Origin of the sequence: Cohnella rhizosphaerae (assembly GCF_029525575.1) — a bacterium.
GTDB classification, from domain to species: Bacteria; Bacillota; Bacilli; order Paenibacillales; family Paenibacillaceae; genus Cohnella; species Cohnella rhizosphaerae.
Genome location: NZ_JAPDIA010000003.1, coordinates 1,940,756 through 1,960,631, shown reverse-complemented (window position 1 = coordinate 1,960,631; position 19,876 = coordinate 1,940,756). Strand labels below are relative to the sequence as shown.

General features: G+C 51.9%; 24 protein-coding genes and 1 pseudogene. 11 read left to right on the top strand and 14 right to left on the bottom strand.

Annotation, left to right across the window (positions count from 1 at the left end):
- Window positions 1–41 precede the first annotated feature (41 nt).
- The 5 genes from OMP40_RS14440 to OMP40_RS14420 are packed head-to-tail and all read right to left on the bottom strand — an operon-like array spanning window position 42 to window position 3,585.
- Window positions 42–1,673: a type 2 periplasmic-binding domain-containing protein gene (locus tag OMP40_RS14440; RefSeq protein ID WP_277532246.1), complete on the bottom strand. Its 1,632-nt coding sequence runs from the start codon at window positions 1,671–1,673 to the stop codon at window positions 42–44.
- A gap of 40 nt (window positions 1,674–1,713) precedes the next feature.
- Window positions 1,714–1,887 carry a hypothetical protein gene (locus OMP40_RS14435; protein WP_277532244.1) on the bottom strand — a complete coding sequence of 58 codons (174 nt, stop codon included), beginning with the start codon at window positions 1,885–1,887 and terminating at the stop codon, window positions 1,714–1,716.
- Window positions 1,871–2,584 carry a carbohydrate ABC transporter permease gene (locus OMP40_RS14430; RefSeq protein WP_277532242.1) on the bottom strand — a complete coding sequence of 238 codons (714 nt, stop codon included), beginning with the start codon at window positions 2,582–2,584 and terminating at the stop codon, window positions 1,871–1,873. Before OMP40_RS14430 ends, OMP40_RS14435 begins: the two co-directional genes overlap by 17 nt.
- Before the next feature lie 16 nt (window positions 2,585–2,600).
- Window positions 2,601–3,323: an ABC transporter permease subunit gene (locus tag OMP40_RS14425; protein WP_277532240.1), complete on the bottom strand. Its 723-nt coding sequence runs from the start codon at window positions 3,321–3,323 to the stop codon at window positions 2,601–2,603.
- Window positions 3,324–3,342: 19 nt separating this feature from the next.
- A complete protein-coding gene (locus OMP40_RS14420) occupies window positions 3,343–3,585 on the bottom strand; it encodes a hypothetical protein (RefSeq protein ID WP_277532238.1) in 243 nt (80 codons plus the stop codon).
- Window positions 3,586–3,858: 273 nt separating this feature from the next.
- Here OMP40_RS14420 and OMP40_RS14415 point away from each other — a divergent pair, with 273 nt between their 5' ends.
- Window positions 3,859–4,431 carry a hypothetical protein gene (locus OMP40_RS14415; RefSeq protein ID WP_277532235.1) on the top strand — a complete coding sequence of 191 codons (573 nt, stop codon included), beginning with the start codon at window positions 3,859–3,861 and terminating at the stop codon, window positions 4,429–4,431.
- Between the two features lie 180 nt (window positions 4,432–4,611).
- On the opposite strand, the gene OMP40_RS14410 is transcribed toward OMP40_RS14415, so the two are convergent.
- Window positions 4,612–4,869: a hypothetical protein gene (locus OMP40_RS14410; RefSeq protein WP_277532233.1), complete on the bottom strand. Its 258-nt coding sequence runs from the start codon at window positions 4,867–4,869 to the stop codon at window positions 4,612–4,614.
- A 74-nt stretch (window positions 4,870–4,943) separates the two neighbouring features.
- Here OMP40_RS14410 and OMP40_RS40115 point away from each other — a divergent pair, with 74 nt between their 5' ends.
- Window positions 4,944–6,056, top strand: a complete 1,113-nt coding sequence (locus OMP40_RS40115; RefSeq protein WP_338131165.1) for a helix-turn-helix domain-containing protein — start codon at window positions 4,944–4,946, stop codon at window positions 6,054–6,056.
- 29 nt (window positions 6,057–6,085) lie between these two features.
- Here the strand turns inward: OMP40_RS40115 and OMP40_RS14395 are convergent, their stop codons facing one another.
- The 4 genes from OMP40_RS14395 to OMP40_RS14380 all read right to left on the bottom strand — a co-directional run bounded on the left by OMP40_RS14395 (window position 6,086) and on the right by OMP40_RS14380 (window position 8,309).
- Window positions 6,086–6,523 (bottom strand): hypothetical protein, encoded by a 438-nt coding sequence (locus OMP40_RS14395; RefSeq protein WP_277532231.1) that lies wholly within the window; start codon window positions 6,521–6,523, stop codon window positions 6,086–6,088.
- A gap of 134 nt (window positions 6,524–6,657) precedes the next feature.
- The gene (locus tag OMP40_RS14390) at window positions 6,658–7,302 is read right to left on the bottom strand and encodes a peroxiredoxin-like family protein (RefSeq protein WP_277532228.1); all 645 of its coding nucleotides are present in this window, start codon (window positions 7,300–7,302) and stop codon (window positions 6,658–6,660) included.
- A 35-nt stretch (window positions 7,303–7,337) separates the two neighbouring features.
- A complete protein-coding gene (locus OMP40_RS41735) occupies window positions 7,338–8,027 on the bottom strand; it encodes a cytochrome c biogenesis CcdA family protein (protein WP_459076917.1) in 690 nt (229 codons plus the stop codon).
- Between the two features lie 12 nt (window positions 8,028–8,039).
- The gene (locus tag OMP40_RS14380) at window positions 8,040–8,309 is read right to left on the bottom strand and encodes a thioredoxin family protein (protein ID WP_277532224.1); all 270 of its coding nucleotides are present in this window, start codon (window positions 8,307–8,309) and stop codon (window positions 8,040–8,042) included.
- A 184-nt stretch (window positions 8,310–8,493) separates the two neighbouring features.
- On the opposite strand from OMP40_RS14380, the gene OMP40_RS14375 reads away from it, so the two are divergent.
- The 6 genes from OMP40_RS14375 (at window position 8,494) to OMP40_RS14355 (ending at window position 13,694) form a co-directional block, all read left to right on the top strand.
- Window positions 8,494–9,207: a response regulator transcription factor gene (locus OMP40_RS14375; RefSeq protein WP_277532222.1), complete on the top strand. Its 714-nt coding sequence runs from the start codon at window positions 8,494–8,496 to the stop codon at window positions 9,205–9,207.
- On the top strand, window positions 9,204–10,181 hold the full coding sequence (locus OMP40_RS14370; protein WP_277532220.1) for a sensor histidine kinase: 978 nt from the start codon (window positions 9,204–9,206) through the stop codon (window positions 10,179–10,181). Before OMP40_RS14375 ends, OMP40_RS14370 begins: the two co-directional genes overlap by 4 nt.
- A 594-nt stretch (window positions 10,182–10,775) precedes the next feature.
- On the top strand, window positions 10,776–11,177 hold the full coding sequence (locus OMP40_RS14365; RefSeq protein ID WP_277532219.1) for a TVP38/TMEM64 family protein: 402 nt from the start codon (window positions 10,776–10,778) through the stop codon (window positions 11,175–11,177).
- A complete protein-coding gene (locus OMP40_RS41730; protein WP_420871976.1) occupies window positions 11,089–11,316 on the top strand; it encodes a hypothetical protein in 228 nt (75 codons plus the stop codon). Before OMP40_RS14365 ends, OMP40_RS41730 begins: the two co-directional genes overlap by 89 nt.
- A gap of 11 nt (window positions 11,317–11,327) precedes the next feature.
- Window positions 11,328–11,831 carry a CDP-diacylglycerol--serine O-phosphatidyltransferase gene (gene pssA, locus OMP40_RS14360; protein ID WP_277532217.1) on the top strand — a complete coding sequence of 168 codons (504 nt, stop codon included), beginning with the start codon at window positions 11,328–11,330 and terminating at the stop codon, window positions 11,829–11,831.
- A gap of 42 nt (window positions 11,832–11,873) precedes the next feature.
- Entirely contained in the window at window positions 11,874–13,694 is a 1,821-nt protein-coding gene (locus OMP40_RS14355; protein ID WP_277532215.1) for an ABC transporter ATP-binding protein, read from the top strand.
- 35 nt (window positions 13,695–13,729) lie between these two features.
- On the opposite strand, the gene OMP40_RS14350 is transcribed toward OMP40_RS14355, so the two are convergent.
- From OMP40_RS14350 to OMP40_RS14340, 3 genes and pseudogenes are all read right to left on the bottom strand, one after another.
- Window positions 13,730–14,434, bottom strand: a complete 705-nt coding sequence (locus tag OMP40_RS14350; RefSeq protein ID WP_277532214.1) for a sensor histidine kinase — start codon at window positions 14,432–14,434, stop codon at window positions 13,730–13,732.
- 10 nt (window positions 14,435–14,444) lie between these two features.
- The gene (locus OMP40_RS14345) at window positions 14,445–15,056 is read right to left on the bottom strand and encodes a hypothetical protein (protein WP_277532212.1); all 612 of its coding nucleotides are present in this window, start codon (window positions 15,054–15,056) and stop codon (window positions 14,445–14,447) included.
- Window positions 15,049–15,742 (bottom strand): annotated as a pseudogene (locus OMP40_RS14340) (response regulator transcription factor). Before OMP40_RS14340 ends, OMP40_RS14345 begins: the two are co-directional and overlap by 8 nt.
- Window positions 15,743–16,120: 378 nt before the next feature.
- On the opposite strand from OMP40_RS14340, the gene OMP40_RS14335 reads away from it, so the two are divergent.
- Window positions 16,121–16,672, top strand: a complete 552-nt coding sequence (locus tag OMP40_RS14335) for a class I SAM-dependent methyltransferase (protein WP_277532210.1) — start codon at window positions 16,121–16,123, stop codon at window positions 16,670–16,672.
- 292 nt (window positions 16,673–16,964) lie between these two features.
- The gene (locus tag OMP40_RS14330; RefSeq protein ID WP_277532208.1) at window positions 16,965–18,008 is read left to right on the top strand and encodes a copper amine oxidase N-terminal domain-containing protein; all 1,044 of its coding nucleotides are present in this window, start codon (window positions 16,965–16,967) and stop codon (window positions 18,006–18,008) included.
- A gap of 81 nt (window positions 18,009–18,089) precedes the next feature.
- Here OMP40_RS14330 and OMP40_RS14325 read toward each other — a convergent pair whose 3' ends face one another.
- Window positions 18,090–18,716 carry a type 1 glutamine amidotransferase family protein gene (locus OMP40_RS14325; RefSeq protein ID WP_277532207.1) on the bottom strand — a complete coding sequence of 209 codons (627 nt, stop codon included), beginning with the start codon at window positions 18,714–18,716 and terminating at the stop codon, window positions 18,090–18,092.
- A 255-nt stretch (window positions 18,717–18,971) separates the two neighbouring features.
- On the opposite strand from OMP40_RS14325, the gene OMP40_RS14320 reads away from it, so the two are divergent.
- Window positions 18,972–19,790, top strand: coding sequence for a ketopantoate reductase family protein (locus OMP40_RS14320; RefSeq protein ID WP_277532204.1), 819 nt, complete (start codon window positions 18,972–18,974; stop codon window positions 19,788–19,790).
- The last annotated feature ends 86 nt before the right edge of the window (window positions 19,791–19,876 follow it).

Below are 19,876 nucleotides of genomic sequence, written 5' to 3'. Positions count from 1 at the left end.
CGTATTTCGCCATATATTCGGATGTCCTTGATGCCTGCTTCTTATTTCGATTCCGTTTTGTAACGCGCGTACGCGCTGTTGTACGCATCGACCGCGCTTTGCAGCTTCAGCTTATCCAGCTCGGCCAGGTACGCATCCCAGGTCGCGTTAATGTCCTGTGCGCCCATAAATACTTTTTGCTCGTATTCGTCCATATAAGGATTCAGGTTGACCAGCGCATCGTCGATCGCTTTGCGCTCTTCCACGGTGAAGGTCAGCACCGGGAACGGCGGTTTGATCCAATCGCTCTCGGCATACATATTGAAGCCGGCCTTGGCGATCTCGTTCATGCTGCTTATTTCGCCCACCAGACTGCCGCGTCTGCCGATCTCGTAGCCGCCGCCGATGCTTCGGAGGAAGTTCGGGAGTCCCGTCTCGTACTTCAGCGCGACGTCGCGCAATACGGGCTCGCCGTTCACCAGATCGTAATGCTCGCCTTCGATGCCGAAATTGGTCAGTCTCTCTCCTTCTTTGGTGAAGAAGAAATCCATGTACTTGATCACCATCTCCGGGTCGGCCGCATCGCGGGAGATGCCCCATGCATATGTGTGAATCGGCTCGCGGCCGGCTATCATCTGCACGACGCCTTGCTTGTTGGCGGGAGGCGCGATCGCGACGAAGTTAATATCCGGCACCTGCGCGCGCACCGTGTCGTTCACCGCGGCGGTGGAGGTAAACCAATCGATCGTCGCCCCGCCGATATTGTTGCCCAGCATGAACTGACGCGCCTGAGCGCCTCTTGTGTAAATTTCCGGATCGATAATGCCGTCTTTATACCATTTGGCGAGGTCGGTCAATGCCGCTTTATACGGCTCGGACGTTTTGCCGTGATAGATTTTGTCGTCCGGTCCGATATACCAGCCGTTCGTCGCGCCCCAGATCTCGAGCAGCGACCACAAGCCGGAGTTACGGGAAAACAACGGGATCTCGTCCTTCTTGTTGTTGCCGTTCGGGTCCTTCTCGCGGAAGGCGTACAGCGTCTGCTCGAATTGCTCGAAGTTCGTCGGCACCGGCAGGTTCAGCTTATCCAGCCAATCCTGACGGATAAAGTATCCCATGGAAGGAAGCGTCTTGCCCGGTTCGCCGCCCAGCGTGCCGGTCAGCGTGTAGAGCTTGCCGTCGGCGCCCATGCCGGCGCGGCGGGCTTCGGGGAAGTCCTCCAGAAACTTCTTGATATTCGGCGCATGCTTCTCGATCAGCTCATCCAGCGGAATGAAGGCGCCATCGCTGACGGCCGGAGCGAGCGTCGTCCGCTGACCTTGAATAATGTCGGGCAGCTTGCCCGAAGCCAGCATCGCGTTAAAGGATTGCACTTCCTCCGTAATCGACTCGTTCGCCACGTTTTCCATCGATACGTTCGTAATCTCCGCCGCTTTTTTCCACACCGGCATGTCGCCCTTCGGCGCGCCGTTGGCCGTAAACGGATAAAACAGGGTCACCTTGGCCGGCTTCTCGGAAATTTGCAGTTGATCCATGCCGTTGTAGCCCTTCGGCGCCTCTGCGGAAGCGGACTCCGACGGCTTCGCCGATTGGGACGGCGACGCCTGGCCTTCATTGTTGTCCTTGGCGCAGCCGGCCACCAGCGATGCGGTCAGCGCCATAGACATAATGCCGATCAAATGCTTCTTTTTCATGCTTGCGTTCCCCTTTTACTTGGATTGGCCCTGCTGTATGTTAACCCTTGATCGCCCCGACCATGATGCCCTTCACGAAGAAGCGCTGAATGAACGGATACAGGACAAGCATAGGGATAACTGCAATCACGATGGTCGCGTAGACGATCGTCTGCTCGGTCATGGCGGAGGCGCTCATATCGACCGCTTCGTTCACGTTATAGGAGACTTCCACGATGAGCTTTTTTTAATAGTACCTGAAGCGGCACCTTGTCTTGATCCTTGAGCAGCATCATCGACCAGAAAAAGGCGTTCCAGCGCCCGACGAAATAGTACATCGTAATCGTCGCGATGGCCGGCCCCGATAACGGCAAGTAGATGCGGCTCAGAATCGTCCAGTCGTTGGCGCCGTCCATCTTGGCCGACTCTTCCATCGAATCCGGCACGTTCTCGAAGAAGGTGCGCATGAGAATGACCAGAAACGTGTCGATCGCAAAACAGAGCAGGATGCCAAGACGCGTGTCAAGCAAACCAAGCTGCTGAAAATTCAAGTAGGTCGGCATGATGCCTGCGTTGAACCATAAGGTGACCAGCACGAAGAAGGTAATCAGCTTGCGTCCGGGCAGCTTTCGCTTCGACAGCGGATAAGCGCCCAGTACGGTCAGCGTCAGACTGATCACCGTCCCGATCACCGAATAAAAGACGGTGTTGCCGTATGCGGTCCAAATCCTGTCCATGGTGGCGACGCGGTGAAAGGAATCCATCGCAAAGCCTTTGGGCAATATCGTAACTTCCCCGGTCGATACGGCCAGCGGATCGGAAAACGCGGCGATCACCACGTAATAAAGGGGGTACAGCATGATGACCATGAGCAGCAGCATGAACGACACGTTGATTACGTTGAATACTTTTTCGCCCCGGGTTTGGAACATGGACGCTCCCCCCTTTCTACATGATGGATACATCGCTTATTTTTTTGGAGATCCGGTTCGCCGTCAAGACGAGGATGAGCGAGATGACGCCGTTGAACAAGCCTACGGCCGTCGCCATCGAGAAGTTCGGCGTCGTGCCCGCGGTTCCATGGCCGGTGCTGGCGCCCGTCCCGACGCGGTATACGTAAGTTCCGAGCACATCCGCGGTCTCGAACGTGATCGGCTGATACAGCAAGATGATCATCTCGTAGCCTACATTTAAAAGATTGCCGAGGTTCAGCAGCAGCATGATCCCGATGGTCGGCATCAGGCTGGGCAGCGTAATCCGCAGAATCTGCTGGAACCGCCCCGCTCCGTCGATCGTCGCGGCCTCGTACTGGGCGCTGTCGATCGACATGAGCGAAGAATAATAAATGATCGAGGCGAAGCCGGCGCTGGCCCATATGCCTTGCGCGACGAATATCGTCCGGAAATATTCCGACTTCGTCAGGAAGTAGACGCTGTCTATGCCGAGCTTCTCCAGCAGCACGTTCACGATGCCGGTCGACGGCGACAGAAAGTTAACGACGAGCCCCGCGATGACCACCGTCGATATAAAGTGCGGCATGTACGAGATCGTCTGGGCGATGGTGCGCAGCTTGCGGCTCCGAAGCTCGTTGAACAATATCGCCAGAATAATCGGGATCGGAAAGGCGAACAGCAGATTGTAGACGCTAATCAGCACCGTGTTTCGAATCAATCGCCAAAAATAAGGTCCGTTAAAAAAAATCGATGAAATTTTGAAAGCCTACCCATGCGCTCCCGTCCATGCCGAGGAAGGGTTTGTAATTCATAAAGGCCATGCGCAGCCCGCCGAACGGCATGTAATAAAATATAAGGTAATAAAGCACGAACGGCGTCAGCATCATGTACAAGTGTTTGCTGGCTATGATGTTGGTCGCTGCCTCGCTAAGCCGTAGCTTGCTGCGGTGCGATGGCTTCAGGCTCGCAGCTGGTTTCAAATTTCTCCCTCCTATATATCGCTCCAAGCGTTCGCGAAAGCGCTTGAAACCTATCTGTTGCATTCGCCGACGATGACTTTTTGCCTTTTCAACATAACCTGATCTCAGCTCGATGTAAGCCCTTTCTTTTTCTGAACGGCCCGAAAAATACGGATTTTAGGCCTTTATTTCTTACGATCCTGCGGTTCGGAATTTTTACGTGCATAAAAGCGGTTCATTTTTGGGCGCATTTTCATTACTATTAAGGGACACAAACAAAAGGGGCGGTGGGGTTTGTATTACTACAAAAAAATGTTTCGGGTTTTCGCGGCGATCGCGATCACCTATACCCTGCTGATCGAAATTATTTTTATCGGCTTCTACTGGATTCCTTCGCGGCGGGAATTCGCGGAGAACGTGGAGACGACGGCGCGCAGCCTTTCCGAATATACCGATTCCCGGCTGAAGTCGCCGCTCGAGATCGGCATCATTTTGAACGCGTCGGATTATACGAGCAAGTATGTGGGCAATACGCTTACCAATTACGAGAAGCTTCGATTCATCAAGTTCATTCAGAATATCCATGGACTGACGGCAACGCCGAAGTTCGGCCTCGCCGTCACGAAGTACGATGACAATTACGTCATTATGAACAGCGAGACCGGAGGCATTCCGTACTTCCGCAGCATTTTCAGATTAAGCGAAAAGCAGCTGGACGCGGCCATTCAATACTTTAAAGAGAACCCCCCGCGTATTGTCGCAATTTTTTATTGCCGATCTGTCCGGCAAAAATACGACGTACGTGATTGCCCGGCAGGAGTGGTTCGGCAGAGCTGCGCCCATCTATACCTTTACCGCTTATCATGAATCGCAGCTCTTTGATTTGAATACGCTTACAAACGGAACCGTCGCTTTGTTTTTCAACAACGACCTGGTTGCCTCCTCGGGGTTGCTGGAACCGGACGTGGTCAAGAAGCTCGCCGACCGCGGCTTTCAGAAAACGGATTATATCCAATATGGCACTTCGTCCGGCGTGCCGGGATACCGCTATGTGTACTTGACCGAGCCGCAAGCGATCGTGACGCCTACGCTCATCATGATCGTCGCATGCGGTCTCGCCGCGATGACGCTCAGCCTATGGCTGATGGCGCTGGTCACGCGAAAAATGTACACGCCGATCGAAGGCGTGTTGAAGAGCACCGGCGAAGCGTTCACCTCCGGCGACGAATTCGCGCATATCCAGTCGACCATCCAATCGCTCTCATCGAACGTGGAGACGATGTCGCAGTCGCTGGAGCAGTTCAAGCTGTCCGCGGAAAACAAGTTTTTGCACGAGCTGCTGACCGGTCTCGTTCCCCCCGGAGCAATTTCAGGAGCGGCTGCTGCGTTTCCCGAAGCTGAATACGGAAGGTCCTTTCGTGATCGTTCTGATTCACTACCGGGAGACAGGTCAATATACGGGCGATTTTCTGCACGGCATGACCTACAACGTCAAGCAGCGTCTGAACGCGCTGCTCGAGAGTCTGTTCGCCGACGGCAGATTGCAGCATACGATCGATCTGAACTTCGAGACGCAGGCCGTCATCCTGCAATGGGATTCGACGCAGCAGCCGGCGGAGAAGCTCCGCAACAGCATTATCGGCATCGAACCGGAGAACGGTCTGGAGATCAGCGCCGTGATCGGCACGCCTTGCGACACGCTGGCCGCCATCCCCGCGTCCTATCGCAAAGCCGTCAAAGCGGCTGAGATGCTCGGCTACAGCGGCATGCACGCCAAGGTCGTCCAGGCCGACGACGTCAAGACAGCGGACAAAAACGCGGTCGACTATCCGCTGCAGCAAGAGCAGACCTTGATCAACGCCGTCATTCACGGCAAAACGGCCATCTGGCAAAGCTCTCTGGAGGAGCTGATCGCCGCCAACCGCCAGAAGCGCGGCAATCTGCTGCCCACGCTGACGCTTATGCTGGACGTCACCGTCAAACGAATGATCGACGGTACGGATCTATCGGCGTCGGAGGCGCCGCCCGGACCGAACGATGCGGACGATCTGCAACTTCGCGCTTGCCGTTCCTTCGAGGAGCTGCACCAGAAGGCGCTGCATGCGTTCGGCAGGCTCGAAGCCTGGTTCGCCAAGGCGCAGGACAAGTCCAATTCAAGCCTGGCGGAAAAGATGCTGTCGTATGTTCACGAGCATTACCGCAACGAGATCAGCTTGTACGATCTGGCGGATTACCTCAATCTGTCGCGCAATTACGTATCGACGCTGTTCAAAAACGCGGTGGGCCGCAACTTCAAGGATTATGTCGGCGAATACCGGTTCCGCCAGGCCTGCGCCCTTATTCAGGACAATCCCGATCTCAAGCTCAAGGAAGTCGCGGATCAGGTCGGCTGCAATACGGAGATTTTGACCCGCTTGTTCACGCGTCATGCCGGGATGCTTCCGAGCGATTACCAGCAGATGTGCAAAAAAAAGGAGAAGGCCGACGACTGATCGGCTTTCTCGGCTTGTCTCTCTGAGCGTCAGTCGCTGTACGCGGCCGCGTTGAAGCTCTCCGGTCCGATGCGGACCGCCGTCACGCGGCTCGCGCTTACAAAGGCCGTGTACACGAGCAGATGGCTCGCAGGAGCGGGAACATTGTTGTCCGAGGCCGTAAAGGCGAAGGGCACGATCAACGGTCCATCCTGGCTGACGCCGTTGACGGCAAAAATGCCCGTATAGACGGGCGGATCCGTCGCTAAAGTGCCTCTTACAATCGTGATGAGAACCGTCGTGCTGGGCGAACCGGCCAGAAATTCGACGGTCACGATTCCATTCATCTGGACCCGAATGTCGGTTCCCGGATTGAAGCAGTTCAAGCCGACTTGTCCGAACGCCGTCAACGTACTGGAGATCGGCGAGGACAGCGAATTTTGAAAACTGGCGTTTTGCGAGGTGCGGGCGTCCAGTAATTTGGTCAATGCATGCCACTTCCTTCGTGTAGAATGCTACACGCTATGAAAGTCGGATGTCTTCCAACTGGACATAAACCATAAAGCGGCAAAAAAAAAGGCGTTCAGCCTTTGATTGCCGCTTTAATAAGAGGGAAAACGACTTACAGCTTCCTCAGTTCGTCCAAAATATCCTCCGGCGCCAGGCGCTTCATAAAGTCCGGGTTGACGTACGCGGAACGGACGATGCCGGACTCGTCGATCATGAAGGTGGACGGAATGGGCAGAATCCATCTGTCGGTCGCGTTGTACTCGGCCAGGTCCATCTTGAACTGGTTCGACATCAGCTCCTGTAGGTATGACGGCACGTCGTATAAAATATGGTAAAAGGCGGCGACCAGACCGTTCGTATCGCTGAGCACCTCGAACTGCAGGTCCTCCTTCTCTTGATGGGACAGCGTGTTGTCCGGGCTTTGCGGGCTGACGGCGATGAGTCTGGCGCCCAGCGCGTGAATCTCCGGCAGCACCTTCTGGTAAGCGCGAAGCTGCGCATTGCAGTACGGACACCAGCCGCCGCGATAAAAGGTGAGCACGACAGGTCCCTTGGCCAGCTCGTCGTATAGGTGGACGGGGATGCCCTTTGCGTTTTTCAACGTAAAATCCTTCGCCTTCTGCCCTTCCTGCAGCCCATACTGCACGCCAGACTCCTGCTGCTCCCGGATCGAACGGAACATTGCGGCCTGTACCTCCATAGGCGAATGGGCGATAAATTGCTGCTTCATTTCTTCCAGCGTTTGATTGAAGGACATGGATGATTCCCCTCCTATGTGATCACTCTGTTATTTCATAAATCCAATCGCGAGGAAAAGGATGCCAAGCGCGATGGAGACATAGCCGGCCACTTTTTTTGATGGGACCGCCCCATTTTGCCAATCTGCGCAGAATGGAGATGGAGAAAACCGCAACCGCCGCGAGAATCACGCCTTTCCCCAGCGAATAGGCCGTCATGAGCAGCGCGCCGTGCAGCGGACTTCCCTGGAGGGCGATGTAGCCGATCAGCGCAAAAAAAGATCGGGATCGCGCAGGGCGAGATGACGAGTCCGTACGGAATTCCCAGCTTGAATGCGGCCGCGGCGCCTGGCGGATGCTCGGGCCGATTCAACGACTTTTGGAATGTCGGCATGGCGAACGAAATGACGCCGAGCAGCTGCAGTCCGGCCAAGATATCAAAGATAGGCGGAACCCAGGTCAGCAAACGATATTTTTCAACAAAGGGCAGGAACTGTTGGCCAAGCAGCGCGACGATCAAGCCGACCGCCAGCGAAGTGACAACCATGCCCAGAATAAAGTTGATCGCGATCAGCAAGGCCCTTCTTTTATTATCGGCAGCGCCTCGCTGAACGTAACCCGCAAACATCGCCAGCACGGGCAAATAGCAGGCCAATACCGCGCTTACGATGCCGACGATGAACACAAGAATGTAGGTCGATATGGAAATGCCGCCCGTAATCGTAAAGTGATATAAGTCTTCCATCCGTCTCTCCCTTTATCTATGATCCTCTTCATAATCGAGCCATGCATACACGCGTTCGCGGAGCTCAGGCAATTTGGGCAAAGTGCCGAATTCCGCTTTCCCATTAATGAGAATCGCTCCGGCGCTGAAAATATTCAGTTCCTGTAGACGTTCGAACGCATCGACCACATGCAGCTCCCGAACCTCGATTTGCGAAAATTCCGCCGCCACTTGTTTCACAAGACTTAGCGCCTTTTGACAAACGGAACACCCCGGTCCCGCCGATACCACCTCGATTAACAAAAAACCTCCTCCTCCTTCATTCCATTCTGTTAAAGGTCCTCCATGCAAAAAGAAGATTGTCTCCGATTATAAAGCTCGGGCTGTTAAATCCTTGTTAAGTCGATCCCCGAAAAACCGCATGTTTCCTTTGCATCGCGAAAACGCGTTTGCTGTGCTATTCTCGGTATCAGGAAGGAGTGGTCTTATGCGAATCCTGATCGTAGAAGATGAGGAAGACCTCTCGCGTGCGTTAGCAAAGGGGTTAAAAAGAGAAGGCTATGCCGTGGACTGCGCGCTTGACGGACTGACCGGGTGGGAGCTGGCGGATACCAACGAATACGACGTGATCCTGCTCGATATCAATCTGCCGGAGCTGGACGGCATCTCGCTATGCCAACGCATTCGCCGGTCCTCGCACCATCGCGACGTATGTATCCTGATGCTGACCGCGCGCAGCCATCCGGACGAAGTGGAAGAAGGGCTCGATTCAGGGGCGGACGACTATCTCCGCAAACCGTTTGTATTCAATGAATTGCTTGCCCGCATCCGGGCGCTCCTGCGGCGGCGTTCGTCCGTGAAAAGCACGGTTCTGCGCTTCGACCGGCTCACCCTGGATTCGAAGACCAAAGAAGTGTGGTTCGAAAAGGCGCTGCTTCCGTTGACGAAAAAAGAATTCGGCTTGCTCGAATATTTGATGCTCCATCCCGGCGAAGTCATCTCGTCCGAGCGGCTGCTCGAGCATGTGTGGGACATCCACGCGGATCCCTTTTCCTCTACGGTCCGGGTTCATATCAATTCCCTGCGCAAGAAGCTCTCGCTCCATGATCCGGCGGCGGGCGAAACCTATATTCAGACCGTTCAAGGTCATGGGTACCGGTGGACGCTGCGCGCGGCCGAAGAGAAAGAGGCAACGACGTGACGCGATGGAATCGTCTGTCCCTCCGTTCCCGCTTGACGCTGTTCGCCATTCTTTATTTGGCAGCCATGCTTATTGCCTATACGGGCTTAGAGTCCTTTTTCTCCGCTACCGGGATCGTATCGGAGACGCAGGGGCGGATCATCAGCTTGTTTGTGGCGCTTGCCGGCATGATCCTCAGCGCGCAATGGCTCGCATCCATTATTCTCAAGCCCGTGAAGCGGATGAGCGAGACCGCTGCCGGAATTACCGCAACCACGCTCGACAAGCGACTGGAGATCGACCTGCTTCATGACGAATTAAAGACGCTCGGCATCGCGTTTAATACGATGCTGGACGGGCTGGAGCGCGCCTTCGATCAGCAGGCCCGCTTCGTATCCGCGGCCGCGCACGAATTAAGAACGCCGCTGTCCATCCTGCGCACTAACTTGGAGGTCGCCGGGGACGACGACGGTATCGATCCAAGCGATTGGCAGGACTACAGGGCGACCACGGAGCGGACGCTGTCGCGTCTGGAGTCGCTGACGGAGGATCTGCTGCTTCTGGCCGACGGGTCGTACGATCGCACCGACCGCGAGCAAAATGTAGTGGAGCTTGCCGACATCCTCGCGGATGCCGTCTCCTTTATGGCGCCCATGGCCGTCGAATACGGCGTGAAGGTCCATCTGATGGCGCCCTTCTCCGCTGCGGTTAAGGGAGACGAGAGCTTCTTGTTCCTGGCGTTCCGCAACCTGCTGGACAACGCCATCCGCTACAATCGGCCGAACGGAAGCGTGACGATCCAGATTGCGCATGAGGATGGACGCGTAGCGGTTCGGGTGGCGGATACCGGGAAAGGAATATCCCCTTCGAACAGGGAGCTGATTTTCGAGCGGTTTTATCGCGTCGACGCCTCGCGGGCGCGCAGGCATGGCGGAGCCGGCCTCGGCCTGTCGATCGTCCGACATTTGCTTGGCTTTTTCGAGGGGGAGCGTTGAATTGGAGTCGAGCTCGGAAGAGGGAAGCGTGTTTAAGGTAATGTTGGTGCGGGGTTAGGGGACTTGGCTCTATAGCGAGCCCGGCCCCCCCCTCGTCCAGTAAGCGCGGTAGTCCGACATCTTATGCGCCAGCTATGTATCATCCGCGTAACCGTCTGACACCCTCAGTCAGCGGTTTTTTTTGTTGAACGAGATCGATCTCCACGCCTTATTCCTTGACGCTTCCAAGCAAATGCCGCTTATACGGAAATTCCGCCGCCACTTGTCTCACGAGACTTAGTGTCTTTTGGCCCCCCACCCTGTCCCGCCTATACGCCCCCATCTTTATATGACTTAAGATTTATTAAGATTCCTTATAACTCGATCTTAAGAACCTCCTCATAAAATGTTGATATCGATAGAAAAGTAAGTGAGAGAGGATAATTATGGTGGGCAAAACAAACAAATTATTAGTCGTCAGGCTATCTGTTGCTTTAATGGCTCTTCTACTTATTGTCGCAATGGTTCCGTACATGCCTGAATTGGTTAGATTGACTGTCTCCATTGACGAATTTCGAGCTTATATTCTTTCAATGGGGAATGCAGGACCCCCTAGTGCTTATTTTTTTTCAGGTCCTTCAGACCGTAATTGCTCCAATTCCAGGAGAAGTGGTTCAAATTGCCGGGGGATATATTTACGGGACATTTTGGGGAACGGTTTATATATCAGGAGGAATGTTGCTGGGCTCCATGATGGCCTTTTACTTTACCAGGCTTTTAGGCGGTACATTTATTCAAAAATTATTAAAGAAGAATAACTCTCGATGGATATCAGGCATGATGGACAATAAAAAAGTTATCTATTTTCCTATTCATTATTTTCGTTATTCCTGGACTCCCCAAGGATTTATTCGTATATGCGGCAGGACTGACGCCTATAAAGCCGTTAAAGTTTTTCATGATTTTATTAGTCGCGAGATTCCCTTGGCTATTAGCGTCCGTAAGCATCGGAGCTAATATCTACGAAAAAAATTATATCCCCACTATTGTTATATCAGCCGTGTCAGTGCTGGCTTTTATACTGGGATTGATATACAAAGATAAGCTGATTAACACACTTTACAGATTTAACAAAAGTGCTGATAAATCATCATAAGGAGAAAGTATATGTTAAAACGGGCAATACCAAACGTGCTCACATTCTCGAACCTAACATTCGGGGTGCTTTCGATTGTTGAAGTCATCCAGCAAAATTACATCGCAAGTGCCGCATTCATCATGATTGCAGCATTTATGGATCGATATGACGGTCGAATTGCCCGGCGTTTGGATGTGTGCAGCGATTTTGGAAAGGAATTGGACTCCCTGGCAGATTTGGTCTCTTTCGGCGTTGCGCCTGCCCTGTTAATTTTCAATAAATTCAACTTCCTTGAATTGAACGCTAAGTTGGTAGGGCTAGGGGTTCTAGTACTCTATGTCCTATGCGGTTCCTATCGATTGGTCAGATTCAACATCATTAAATTTGAAGGCAATTTTATTGGAGTTCCGATAACAGTTGCAGGGTTGGCTCTCTCCGCATACTCCTTGCTTGCTCCCATTAATAAAGTTTCCGTTTTTTTTAGCGATTGGTTTACTCCTTTTTCTTTCTTACTTTATGGTATCCAAATTTAGGTTTAAAAAAATATAATCCGCTTTAGTAGGAGAATACATTGAATGCATACAGAATTAGATCATGACATTTATGATGATATGGTTCAGAAACATGTATCGTGGCGACGAATCGCGAAGCTTTTCAGACCGCATGCATGGCGGCTGTTCATTGTTATGTTGTTTATTGCCGTTGCAGCCGTTGGCGGAACGATTGCCCCGTTCTTGATCAGGGCGATCGTCGATGATGCGTTGCCTTCACGAAATATAAACCTGCTGTACCTGCTCGTTTTAGGTATGGGGGGACTGGCTGCGCTGGCTGCGAGTATGAGCATGCTGCAAGTATATTTTACTACGCATGTAGGTCAATCTATCATGCACGATCTTCGGGTAAAGCTGTATGCGCATCTGCAGTCACTCTCACTGCGCTTCTATGCTTATGCGCGAACGGGCGATATTCAATCTCGGATCTCAAACGACATCGGCGGTATGCAGGCGTTAGTCACAAATACGATTGCCGACGTTGCAAAGAACGTGAGCGTCGTCCTCGCCACCATTCTGGCTATGTTCTTCCTGGATTGGAGATTGACCCTCCTTTCGTTTGTTACCGTCCCTGTTATGATCTGGCTTAACCAACGTATTGCCGAACGTCGCGAGCGCATCATGTACGAACAGCAAATGAAGCTGGCTGACATGTCCTCGATGGTTCAGGAGACGTTATCCATTTCCGGCATCATCCTTGGTCGCACAATGGGACGTAGACAGCACCTCGTCAATCGTTTTACGAAATCCTCCAAGGAGGTATCTAAACTCGAGATCCGCGCACATACAGCCGGGCAAGGCGAGTGGGTGTTCATTTATTTCGGAATCGATATTTTGCCGGCCCTTACGTTCCTCGTCGGCGGGGGGATACTGGTCAACTACGGGAGCATTACGATCGGCACTTTAGTGGCGCTAATCGCGCTGCAAGAGCGGTTGCTGTGGCCGCTTTTGGAACTATTGCATACCAATGTCGAAGTCCGGAAGGCCCGTTCCCTGTTCGCTAGAGTTTTCGAATATCTGGATACAAAGCCGGATATATCTGAAGTCGATCAACCTATTCCTGTTTCGAGGTCGAAAGTGCGAGGCGATGTGAAATTCGAGAATATCAGTTTCACTTATGACGGGCAAAACAAGCCGGCCATTTCATATGTCGATCTTGCCATTCCAGAAGGACAACGCATAGCGATTGTTGGAAAAACCGGCTCCGGCAAGTCCACGCTTAGCTATTTGATGACCAGACTTTACGATGTCGACAGCGGACGTATATCCATTGATGGCATCGATATCCGTAATCTGTCGTTCGATACGCTCGCCTCGCTGATAGGCATTGTTACGCAAGATGTCTACGTTCTGCAGGGCACGATCACGGAAAATCTTCGATTTGCTAAGCCCGATGCGTCTCATGATGAACTAGTGGCAGCGGCGAAAGCCGCGGAAATTCATGACCTTATCACTGCTCTTCCACTCGGATATCAAACCATGCTGGGCGAACGCGGGCACAATTTTTCGGGTGGTGAAAAGCAACGATTGGCCATTGCCAGGGTTTTGCTGCGAGATCCTCCGATTCTTATCTTTGATGAAGCGACGAGTGCGCTCGACAACCGCACGGAGGCCTCCATTGTTGCTAGTATCCATAAGATTGGTGCCAATCGGACGACAATCATCATAGCGCACCGGCTTTCCACGGTGCGCCATTGCGAACGCATCGTCGTTCTTGAGAATGGGAAGATTTTGGAGCAGGGGAGCTATTCAGAATTGATCAACCAGAATGGGGCCTTTAATAAACTGACACACTCCGAGCTTCTGCCCCCCCGAATAAGCGATTTATCGGTCGGCGGCGTTTAATCGCGCCGTCCCCTTCTCGGGCGTGGGCGGCCTATTTACGTCTCAGGAGAACCGGTAAAATCATCTCCAGCAAAAAAAACGCCTTTTTCTTGTTTATACGTCAATGTTCCATTATGCTGATGAATCATTTTTTTACAGCTGATCAAGCCGATTTGATTGCTGTCGCTTTTTTTATCGATACGTTTGATCTTATTTTGCACCACAAAATGAACCATTTGCTGACTCAGCTCATACTTGATGACAATAGGATGGGAGGGATCGGCGTATTTTTGAACATTGGAGAAAATATTGTCAAATACGCGTCGAATCGCAACCAGATTGATTTCCAGCAAAAAACTTTCAAGAGAAGGTTCCACCTGGAATTGAAATCCTTCGCGGCCTGTAGCTAAAAGCTGCTCATCTATCAGTTGATCCAGAAGCGCTCTGCCCTCGTAGGTTCCAAGCTCCATTTCTTCTGTTTCGAAGGAAGAGGAAACGGTAAAATATTCAAATAGCTTATCCGATAAGGCTTTAATTTGATAAGCCTTTTCTCTGCTATTATGAATGTAATTGAGCATGTCCTCCTGCGACTTGTATTTGTTAAGCTGGATAATGTCCATATAGCCTAGCAGAATCGTCAGCGGCGTGCGCAGATCATGAGAGATCGATGTTATAAGCTCCCGATTGGCCAGTCTCATTCTTTCTTCGCTGTTAAGTCTATCTATAAAAGACTTTCTCATTTCATCAATGCTTTGCGCCAAGGAAGAAAGCTCATCCTCCCCCGGATATCGTAATCGGGTAATCTAAATTGCCGCCCTCCAAAATTTTAATTTCTTGCTCAAGCTTGCCGATATAGGACGTTTTTTGGTTGATGATAAGCAGAAAGGAAATAATAAATGTAATGCCTGCCAGGGAAAGTCCAATGATCAGAATGAAATTATAGTATTGGTATTCATAAAGACCTACCATATAAACTTGTGCAGCTCGATCCTGGAAGGAAACGGTCGTGACTGGTAGTTTAGAGGGCAAAAAATTCATTAAAAGCTCTTCATTTACAAGGGGGTCAATGGGGGTACTTGATGAATAAATGAGCTTGTCATTGCTGAATATATATAAATTCAGATACCTTTCCTTGTCAACCCAAGCCGACAGCTTTTCATGATCTTCACTTGAAATGTTACCGCTCCGCACAAAATCGATAAACCGTTCAAGTGCCTCCCGCTGCCTTTGCTCGTTAAAGGCGGATTTGCTCAAATATTGATTTAACACTTTCTCCCCAACCGTCTCCAAAATGAGAAAGGTGCCCACGGAGATTGCCAAAGATAACAAAATGGCGAGAATCAATTTGATTTTCAACTTTTTTCCGATGAGCAGTTTACTCAATTTTGTAACCCTTCCCCCATACGGTTTTCACATATTTATGGTTTGGCGGGTCATCCCCCCAGCTTGCCTCTTAAATTCCGGATATGGACCATGACCGTATTGTTGCAGCTATAAAAATAAGGTTGCCCCCAGACGCTTTCATATATATTTTCGGACGAAAACACCTTTCTTCGTCTTTTTGCCAGCAGAAGCAAAATGTTGTATTCGATGTCGGTTAAAAATATTTCCTTATCTCCGATATAAACCGTCTTTAAATCCTGGTAAATCGTAAGATCATGAATGATGATCTTATCCGTTTCCTCGGCTTTTTCTTTCCCACGGTAAACATAATATCTGCGCAGCAGCGCTTTAACTCGGGCTACCAATTCGGTATAGGAAAAAGGCTTCGATAAAAAGTCGTCGCTTCCGGATGAAAACGCCAGTTGCTTGTCAGAATCCTGCGTTTTTGCTGTCAGGAACAAAATAGGAGCACTTGTTTTTTCGCGGATTTCAACGCAAGCCTTTAGGCCGGATTTGTTCGGCATCATAATATCCAAAATAATGAGGTCCGTCTCTTCATTAACTTTGTCGATTGCATCTTGCCCGTCAACGGCCTCGATAACCACATAATTTTCACTTTCCAGCAAAATCCTTACAATATCCCGAATTTCGCTATTATCGTCAGCAATTAAAATTTGATTGCTCATTCTCGCCCCTCCTTGCTTCAATGTTAGTATAATATGAGGGCCATTCTGTCGCCAGCCGATCCAATTGATTTAAGAATTCTTCAGAACTCGCGCAGGTCGCTTCCCCCCAGTAACGGAGAAGAATTGTATGAAGTATATACCGGCAAAAAGACGACGACAGCTGCTTCGCCTTCTCTTGCCCGAAACGTTGACAGCTTCCTTTGAGGCTATTTATGCTATGTTGAGATTGAGATAAACCTCTCACTTGACGGGTATCCATATTTACTTCGAAGGGGTTGTTAGCGGAAATGAGCGATAGGCTCGAGAAGTTCGACCAGGACGAGCCGGCAACGGAACCGGCCTCGCCCTCCCGCCGTCTCGCGGCAGGGACGCGCTGACATGGCCGCGGCTGCGTATACGGCTGGCTGGTGGGTCGGCATGATCGCGGCGGGAGCGGCGCTGCTGGCCGTGTTGTCCATCGTCTGGCACAGCTGGCGCAACGGCATCTCTCCGATGCCGGCGTCCGGCCCCGTCCGCCGTGCGGTAGCGGCGGAGCTGCGGCGGCTCGGTCCGCACGGCTCGGCGATCGAGGCCGGCTCCGGCTGGGGCAGCCTGGCGCTGCATGCGGCGCGGCGCTGTCCCGGCTGGCGGCTGATCGGCATCGAGAACTCGCCGCTGCCGCTTGCGGTGTCGCGGCTGCTGGCGAGGGGACGGCCGGAACTGCGATTCATGCGCGGCGACTTGTTCGCGTACCCTTACGAGGACACCGACGCGGTGATCTGCTATCTCTATCCCGGTGCGATGTATCGCCTTGCGCCGCTGCTCCGGCGACATCTGGCGCCCGGCGCTTGCGTCATCAGCGTCTGCTTCGCGCTGCCGGGCTGGACGCCGGTGCGGACGGTCGTCTGCGCCGATCTATACCGGACGCCCGTCTACGTCTATGTCCGTTAGGGCGGATGGGGCTATCGCGCAAAAGTACACGATCGAGGCCGCACCTACTCATCGCTTCAGTCTATCGCGCAAAAGTGCACGATTTTCACCCGTGACAACCCGGTTTTCTCTTAAATAGACGAGCTACCGCGCACTTTTGCGCGATAGCTCGCAAATCTCCTCTCTGCTAGGCTTGGATGATGCACTTTTGCACGATAGCACCCGCGGACTGCCGCTGCCTACGAACGTCGTCCGTTTCGATATGCGCGCTTTCGGCTAATTCATAAAAAAAGAGGGAGGGATCGTTATTATTATGAAGAAAAATCCGTTCATCCTTTTGTGCGTTTTGACGGCGATGCTGTTCGCGTTGACGCCTCTGCCGGCGGCACATGCCGATTCGCCTGTCACCTCCACCGATTTTTATAAAGCGTATACGGACGAACCGATCGTCCAGAAGGCTCTCCAAGCGGGCGGCATGACGGCCGAACTGGCGACCTACCTGGCCGATGAATCTTCGCCGCTCGCGCTGCGCGCCGCCGTCATCAACGCCTTGGGCTGGGAGACCGAGCCGACCCAACGCGCGGAAGCCTATGCGAAGCAGGCGTACGGCAAGTCGCTTGCAGCGCTCAAGCAGTCCGAGCTGCGCGGCGACGAACGCTTTGTCATCGGCTACTTGCTGGCGATGGACGATTATCTGGATACGCGCGTGGCGGAGCAATGGCTGGAAGGCGCACGCCAACTGCTGCCGGACAGCTTCACCGCTGCGTTGATTCATGCCATCGTCAAGGCGCAGGAAGAGATGAAGGACGCCGGCTGGCCCCAAGTGTGGAAAACCGTCGCAGACGTGGCATTCGATCCCGGCCTGAAGATGGATATGCGGCCGAAAGCCGCCGAGATCATTATCGATTATATGGTGACGTACAGCGACAAAAGGGTGATCAACCCGTTCGCCGAACAAAGCCGCCTTACGCTGCGAATCGGGGATCGCGACTTTAAGCTGAACGGCGAGACGTTCGAGATCGATCCCGGCTACGGCACGGCGCCCGCCTTGATCGATGGCAGCGCCTACCTGCCGGTTCGTTTCCTGACGGAGGCCGTAGGCGGAGACATTCGCTGGGAAGCGGCTACGCGCACCGTGCGGGTAGACACCGCCCATGTATCGATGAAGCTGACCATCGGCGAAAAAACAGCCGTCGTAAACGGCGAGGAAAAGCAGCTGCTCGGCGCTCCTTACATCTCAAACGGACGCACTATGCTGCCGTTCCGCTTCCTCGGCGAAGCGCTCGGCTTCGACGTCTCCTGGGATGCCGCAACGCGCGGGATCGGCTTGACGCTGGACTCGCAGTCGCACAAGTAAAATCCAAACGGGACTGTCCCAAAAGGGTCATGAAAATGACCTGAGGGGCAGCCCTTTTATGTTTTTTTTAGCCATCTACTGTCATTGGATCGAATTCATCAGCTCGTAGAAGTATTTAGGTTCATGCGTTTTGTTAAGATGATACCAAGCGTCTAATGTTTGGGGAGAAAATACATCTAGCGCTTTTAAAACATGAACAGAAAATTCTAATGGGGCTACTCCGGATGCATTAATCAAGCTCCCATCGGTGACAGCAGATTCCGCTTTGTAATAGGCTTCGCCCGCGTAAGCAGGGCAAATCATTTTAAGGTAGGACAAGTCATTGCTTGTGTGCCAACGTGAATCCAACAATCCTGCTTGAGCGAGTCCAAAGGTAGCACCGCAAATGGCTCCGACTGCTACCCCTTCCTTTAAACACCTCTCGGCCATTTTTAATAGGGGTACGTGAACAGCTTCCGCCCATGTATTTCCGCCAGGTAAAATCAGTGCATCTACGCTATTGATACTGCACTCATCCACTTTAATATCGGGCATTACTTTCAATCCGCCCATTGTCGTTACTGGCGTTTTTTCTATACCGACAGTGACTATTTTCACTGGAGCCAGCCCCTGTCTGAAGTATCTTCCGGCGTTCAGTTCGGCGGCTAAATAACCGACTTCCCAATCGGACATGGTATCGAATACATAAAGATATACTGCACGATTCATTTTTAGATCTCCTCATAAAGTTCGTTTGATAACAGCAGCCCATCATTTGAAATGAGTGGTTATCATCATAATAAAACGACTTCACTGACAACTGCCGTCAGTGAAGTCGCATCAGCTTGAGGAGCTCCATAGATCATCCGACAGATATTGAAAATCTGATGGTTGATGACGGTATGGCGAATCCATACAATATCATCATACAACGCGTTGTTGGATAATCAATGACGGATGATCAACGCTTTGGGGGAGGCTAACATGAAAATTTTATTCTTTGGCAGAGGTTTAATATCGACCCAATATGCATGGGCTTTCGAACAGGCAGGTCATACAGTCGAGTTTTACGTTCGAAAGGGGAGAAAAGAAACCCTCGGGAGCAACATCGAACTTGAAATGTGGGACGCACGAAAAGGGAAAAAGCTTATAAAAGAACGCTGGAACGTCAAACTGCATGAAGAGCTCCTTCCCCATTACGATCTCATTATTGCGAGCGTCAATACGGAACAGCTTCCGGCAGCAACACAATTCCTATCGACTGCCGCAGGAAATACCCCTGTCCTCATATTTAATAACATTTGGAAAGATTTAAAATCAGCGATCGCGCCATTGTCTATGAACAACGTTGTCTTTGGCTTCCCCGGAGCAGGAGGCGGCATTGCGGACAATACGCTTAGGGGCGGCTTTTTGAAAATGGTATTTCTGGAAAAACCGCGGGCAGGCACCGAGCTTATTAACAACAAGGTCAAAGAACTATTTGAAAGTGCCCATTTTAAAATTAGTTGGATCAAGGATATGCAAAGCTGGCTATGGAATCACTTTGCCATGAATGCAGCGATGGAAGCCGAGGTGTTAAAACGGGGAAGCTTCCCGGCAATCATGAACCATCGTGACTCATTCGCAAATGTCGGTAAGCATATGAGGGAAATGGTCCCTGTACTTAAGGCAAGAGGCGCAAAGCCTGATATGATTTTGCTGCTGTTGACTAAGACTCCGCCGGTACTTCTTGGCACGCTTTTTAACAAAGTTATTTTTGCAAAGGGCAGCTTAGCGCGGCTTTTTTATGGAATACAACAATAGTAAAGCAGGTTTTGCGGTAGCTGAAGTTGTGAGAGAAGCAAAAAAAGGCAGGTATCCCTTTGCCGCGTCTTACGAGGGCATTTGAA

What these genes read in the sequence shown, in the direction of transcription:
- OMP40_RS14355 (WP_277532215.1), top strand. Translation starts at nt 11,874, where the DNA reads ATGCATACAGAATTAGATCATGACATTTATGATGATATGGTTCAGAAA.
- OMP40_RS14330 (WP_277532208.1), top strand. Translation starts at nt 16,965, where the DNA reads ATGAAGAAAAATCCGTTCATCCTTTTGTGCGTTTTGACGGCGATGCTG.
- OMP40_RS14325 (WP_277532207.1), bottom strand. Translation starts at nt 18,716, where the DNA reads ATGAATCGTGCAGTATATCTTTATGTATTCGATACCATGTCCGATTGG.
- OMP40_RS14430 (WP_277532242.1), bottom strand. Translation starts at nt 2,584, where the DNA reads ATGTTCCAAACCCGGGGCGAAAAAGTATTCAACGTAATCAACGTGTCG.
- OMP40_RS14320 (WP_277532204.1), top strand. Translation starts at nt 18,972, where the DNA reads ATGAAAATTTTATTCTTTGGCAGAGGTTTAATATCGACCCAATATGCA.
- OMP40_RS41735 (WP_459076917.1), bottom strand. Translation starts at nt 8,027, where the DNA reads ATGGAAGACTTATATCACTTTACGATTACGGGCGGCATTTCCATATCG.
- pssA (WP_277532217.1), top strand. Translation starts at nt 11,328, where the DNA reads ATGTTAAAACGGGCAATACCAAACGTGCTCACATTCTCGAACCTAACA.
- OMP40_RS14375 (WP_277532222.1), top strand. Translation starts at nt 8,494, where the DNA reads ATGCGAATCCTGATCGTAGAAGATGAGGAAGACCTCTCGCGTGCGTTA.
- OMP40_RS14335 (WP_277532210.1), top strand. Translation starts at nt 16,121, where the DNA reads ATGGCCGCGGCTGCGTATACGGCTGGCTGGTGGGTCGGCATGATCGCG.
- OMP40_RS14390 (WP_277532228.1), bottom strand. Translation starts at nt 7,302, where the DNA reads ATGTCCTTCAATCAAACGCTGGAAGAAATGAAGCAGCAATTTATCGCC.
- OMP40_RS14440 (WP_277532246.1), bottom strand. Translation starts at nt 1,673, where the DNA reads ATGAAAAAGAAGCATTTGATCGGCATTATGTCTATGGCGCTGACCGCA.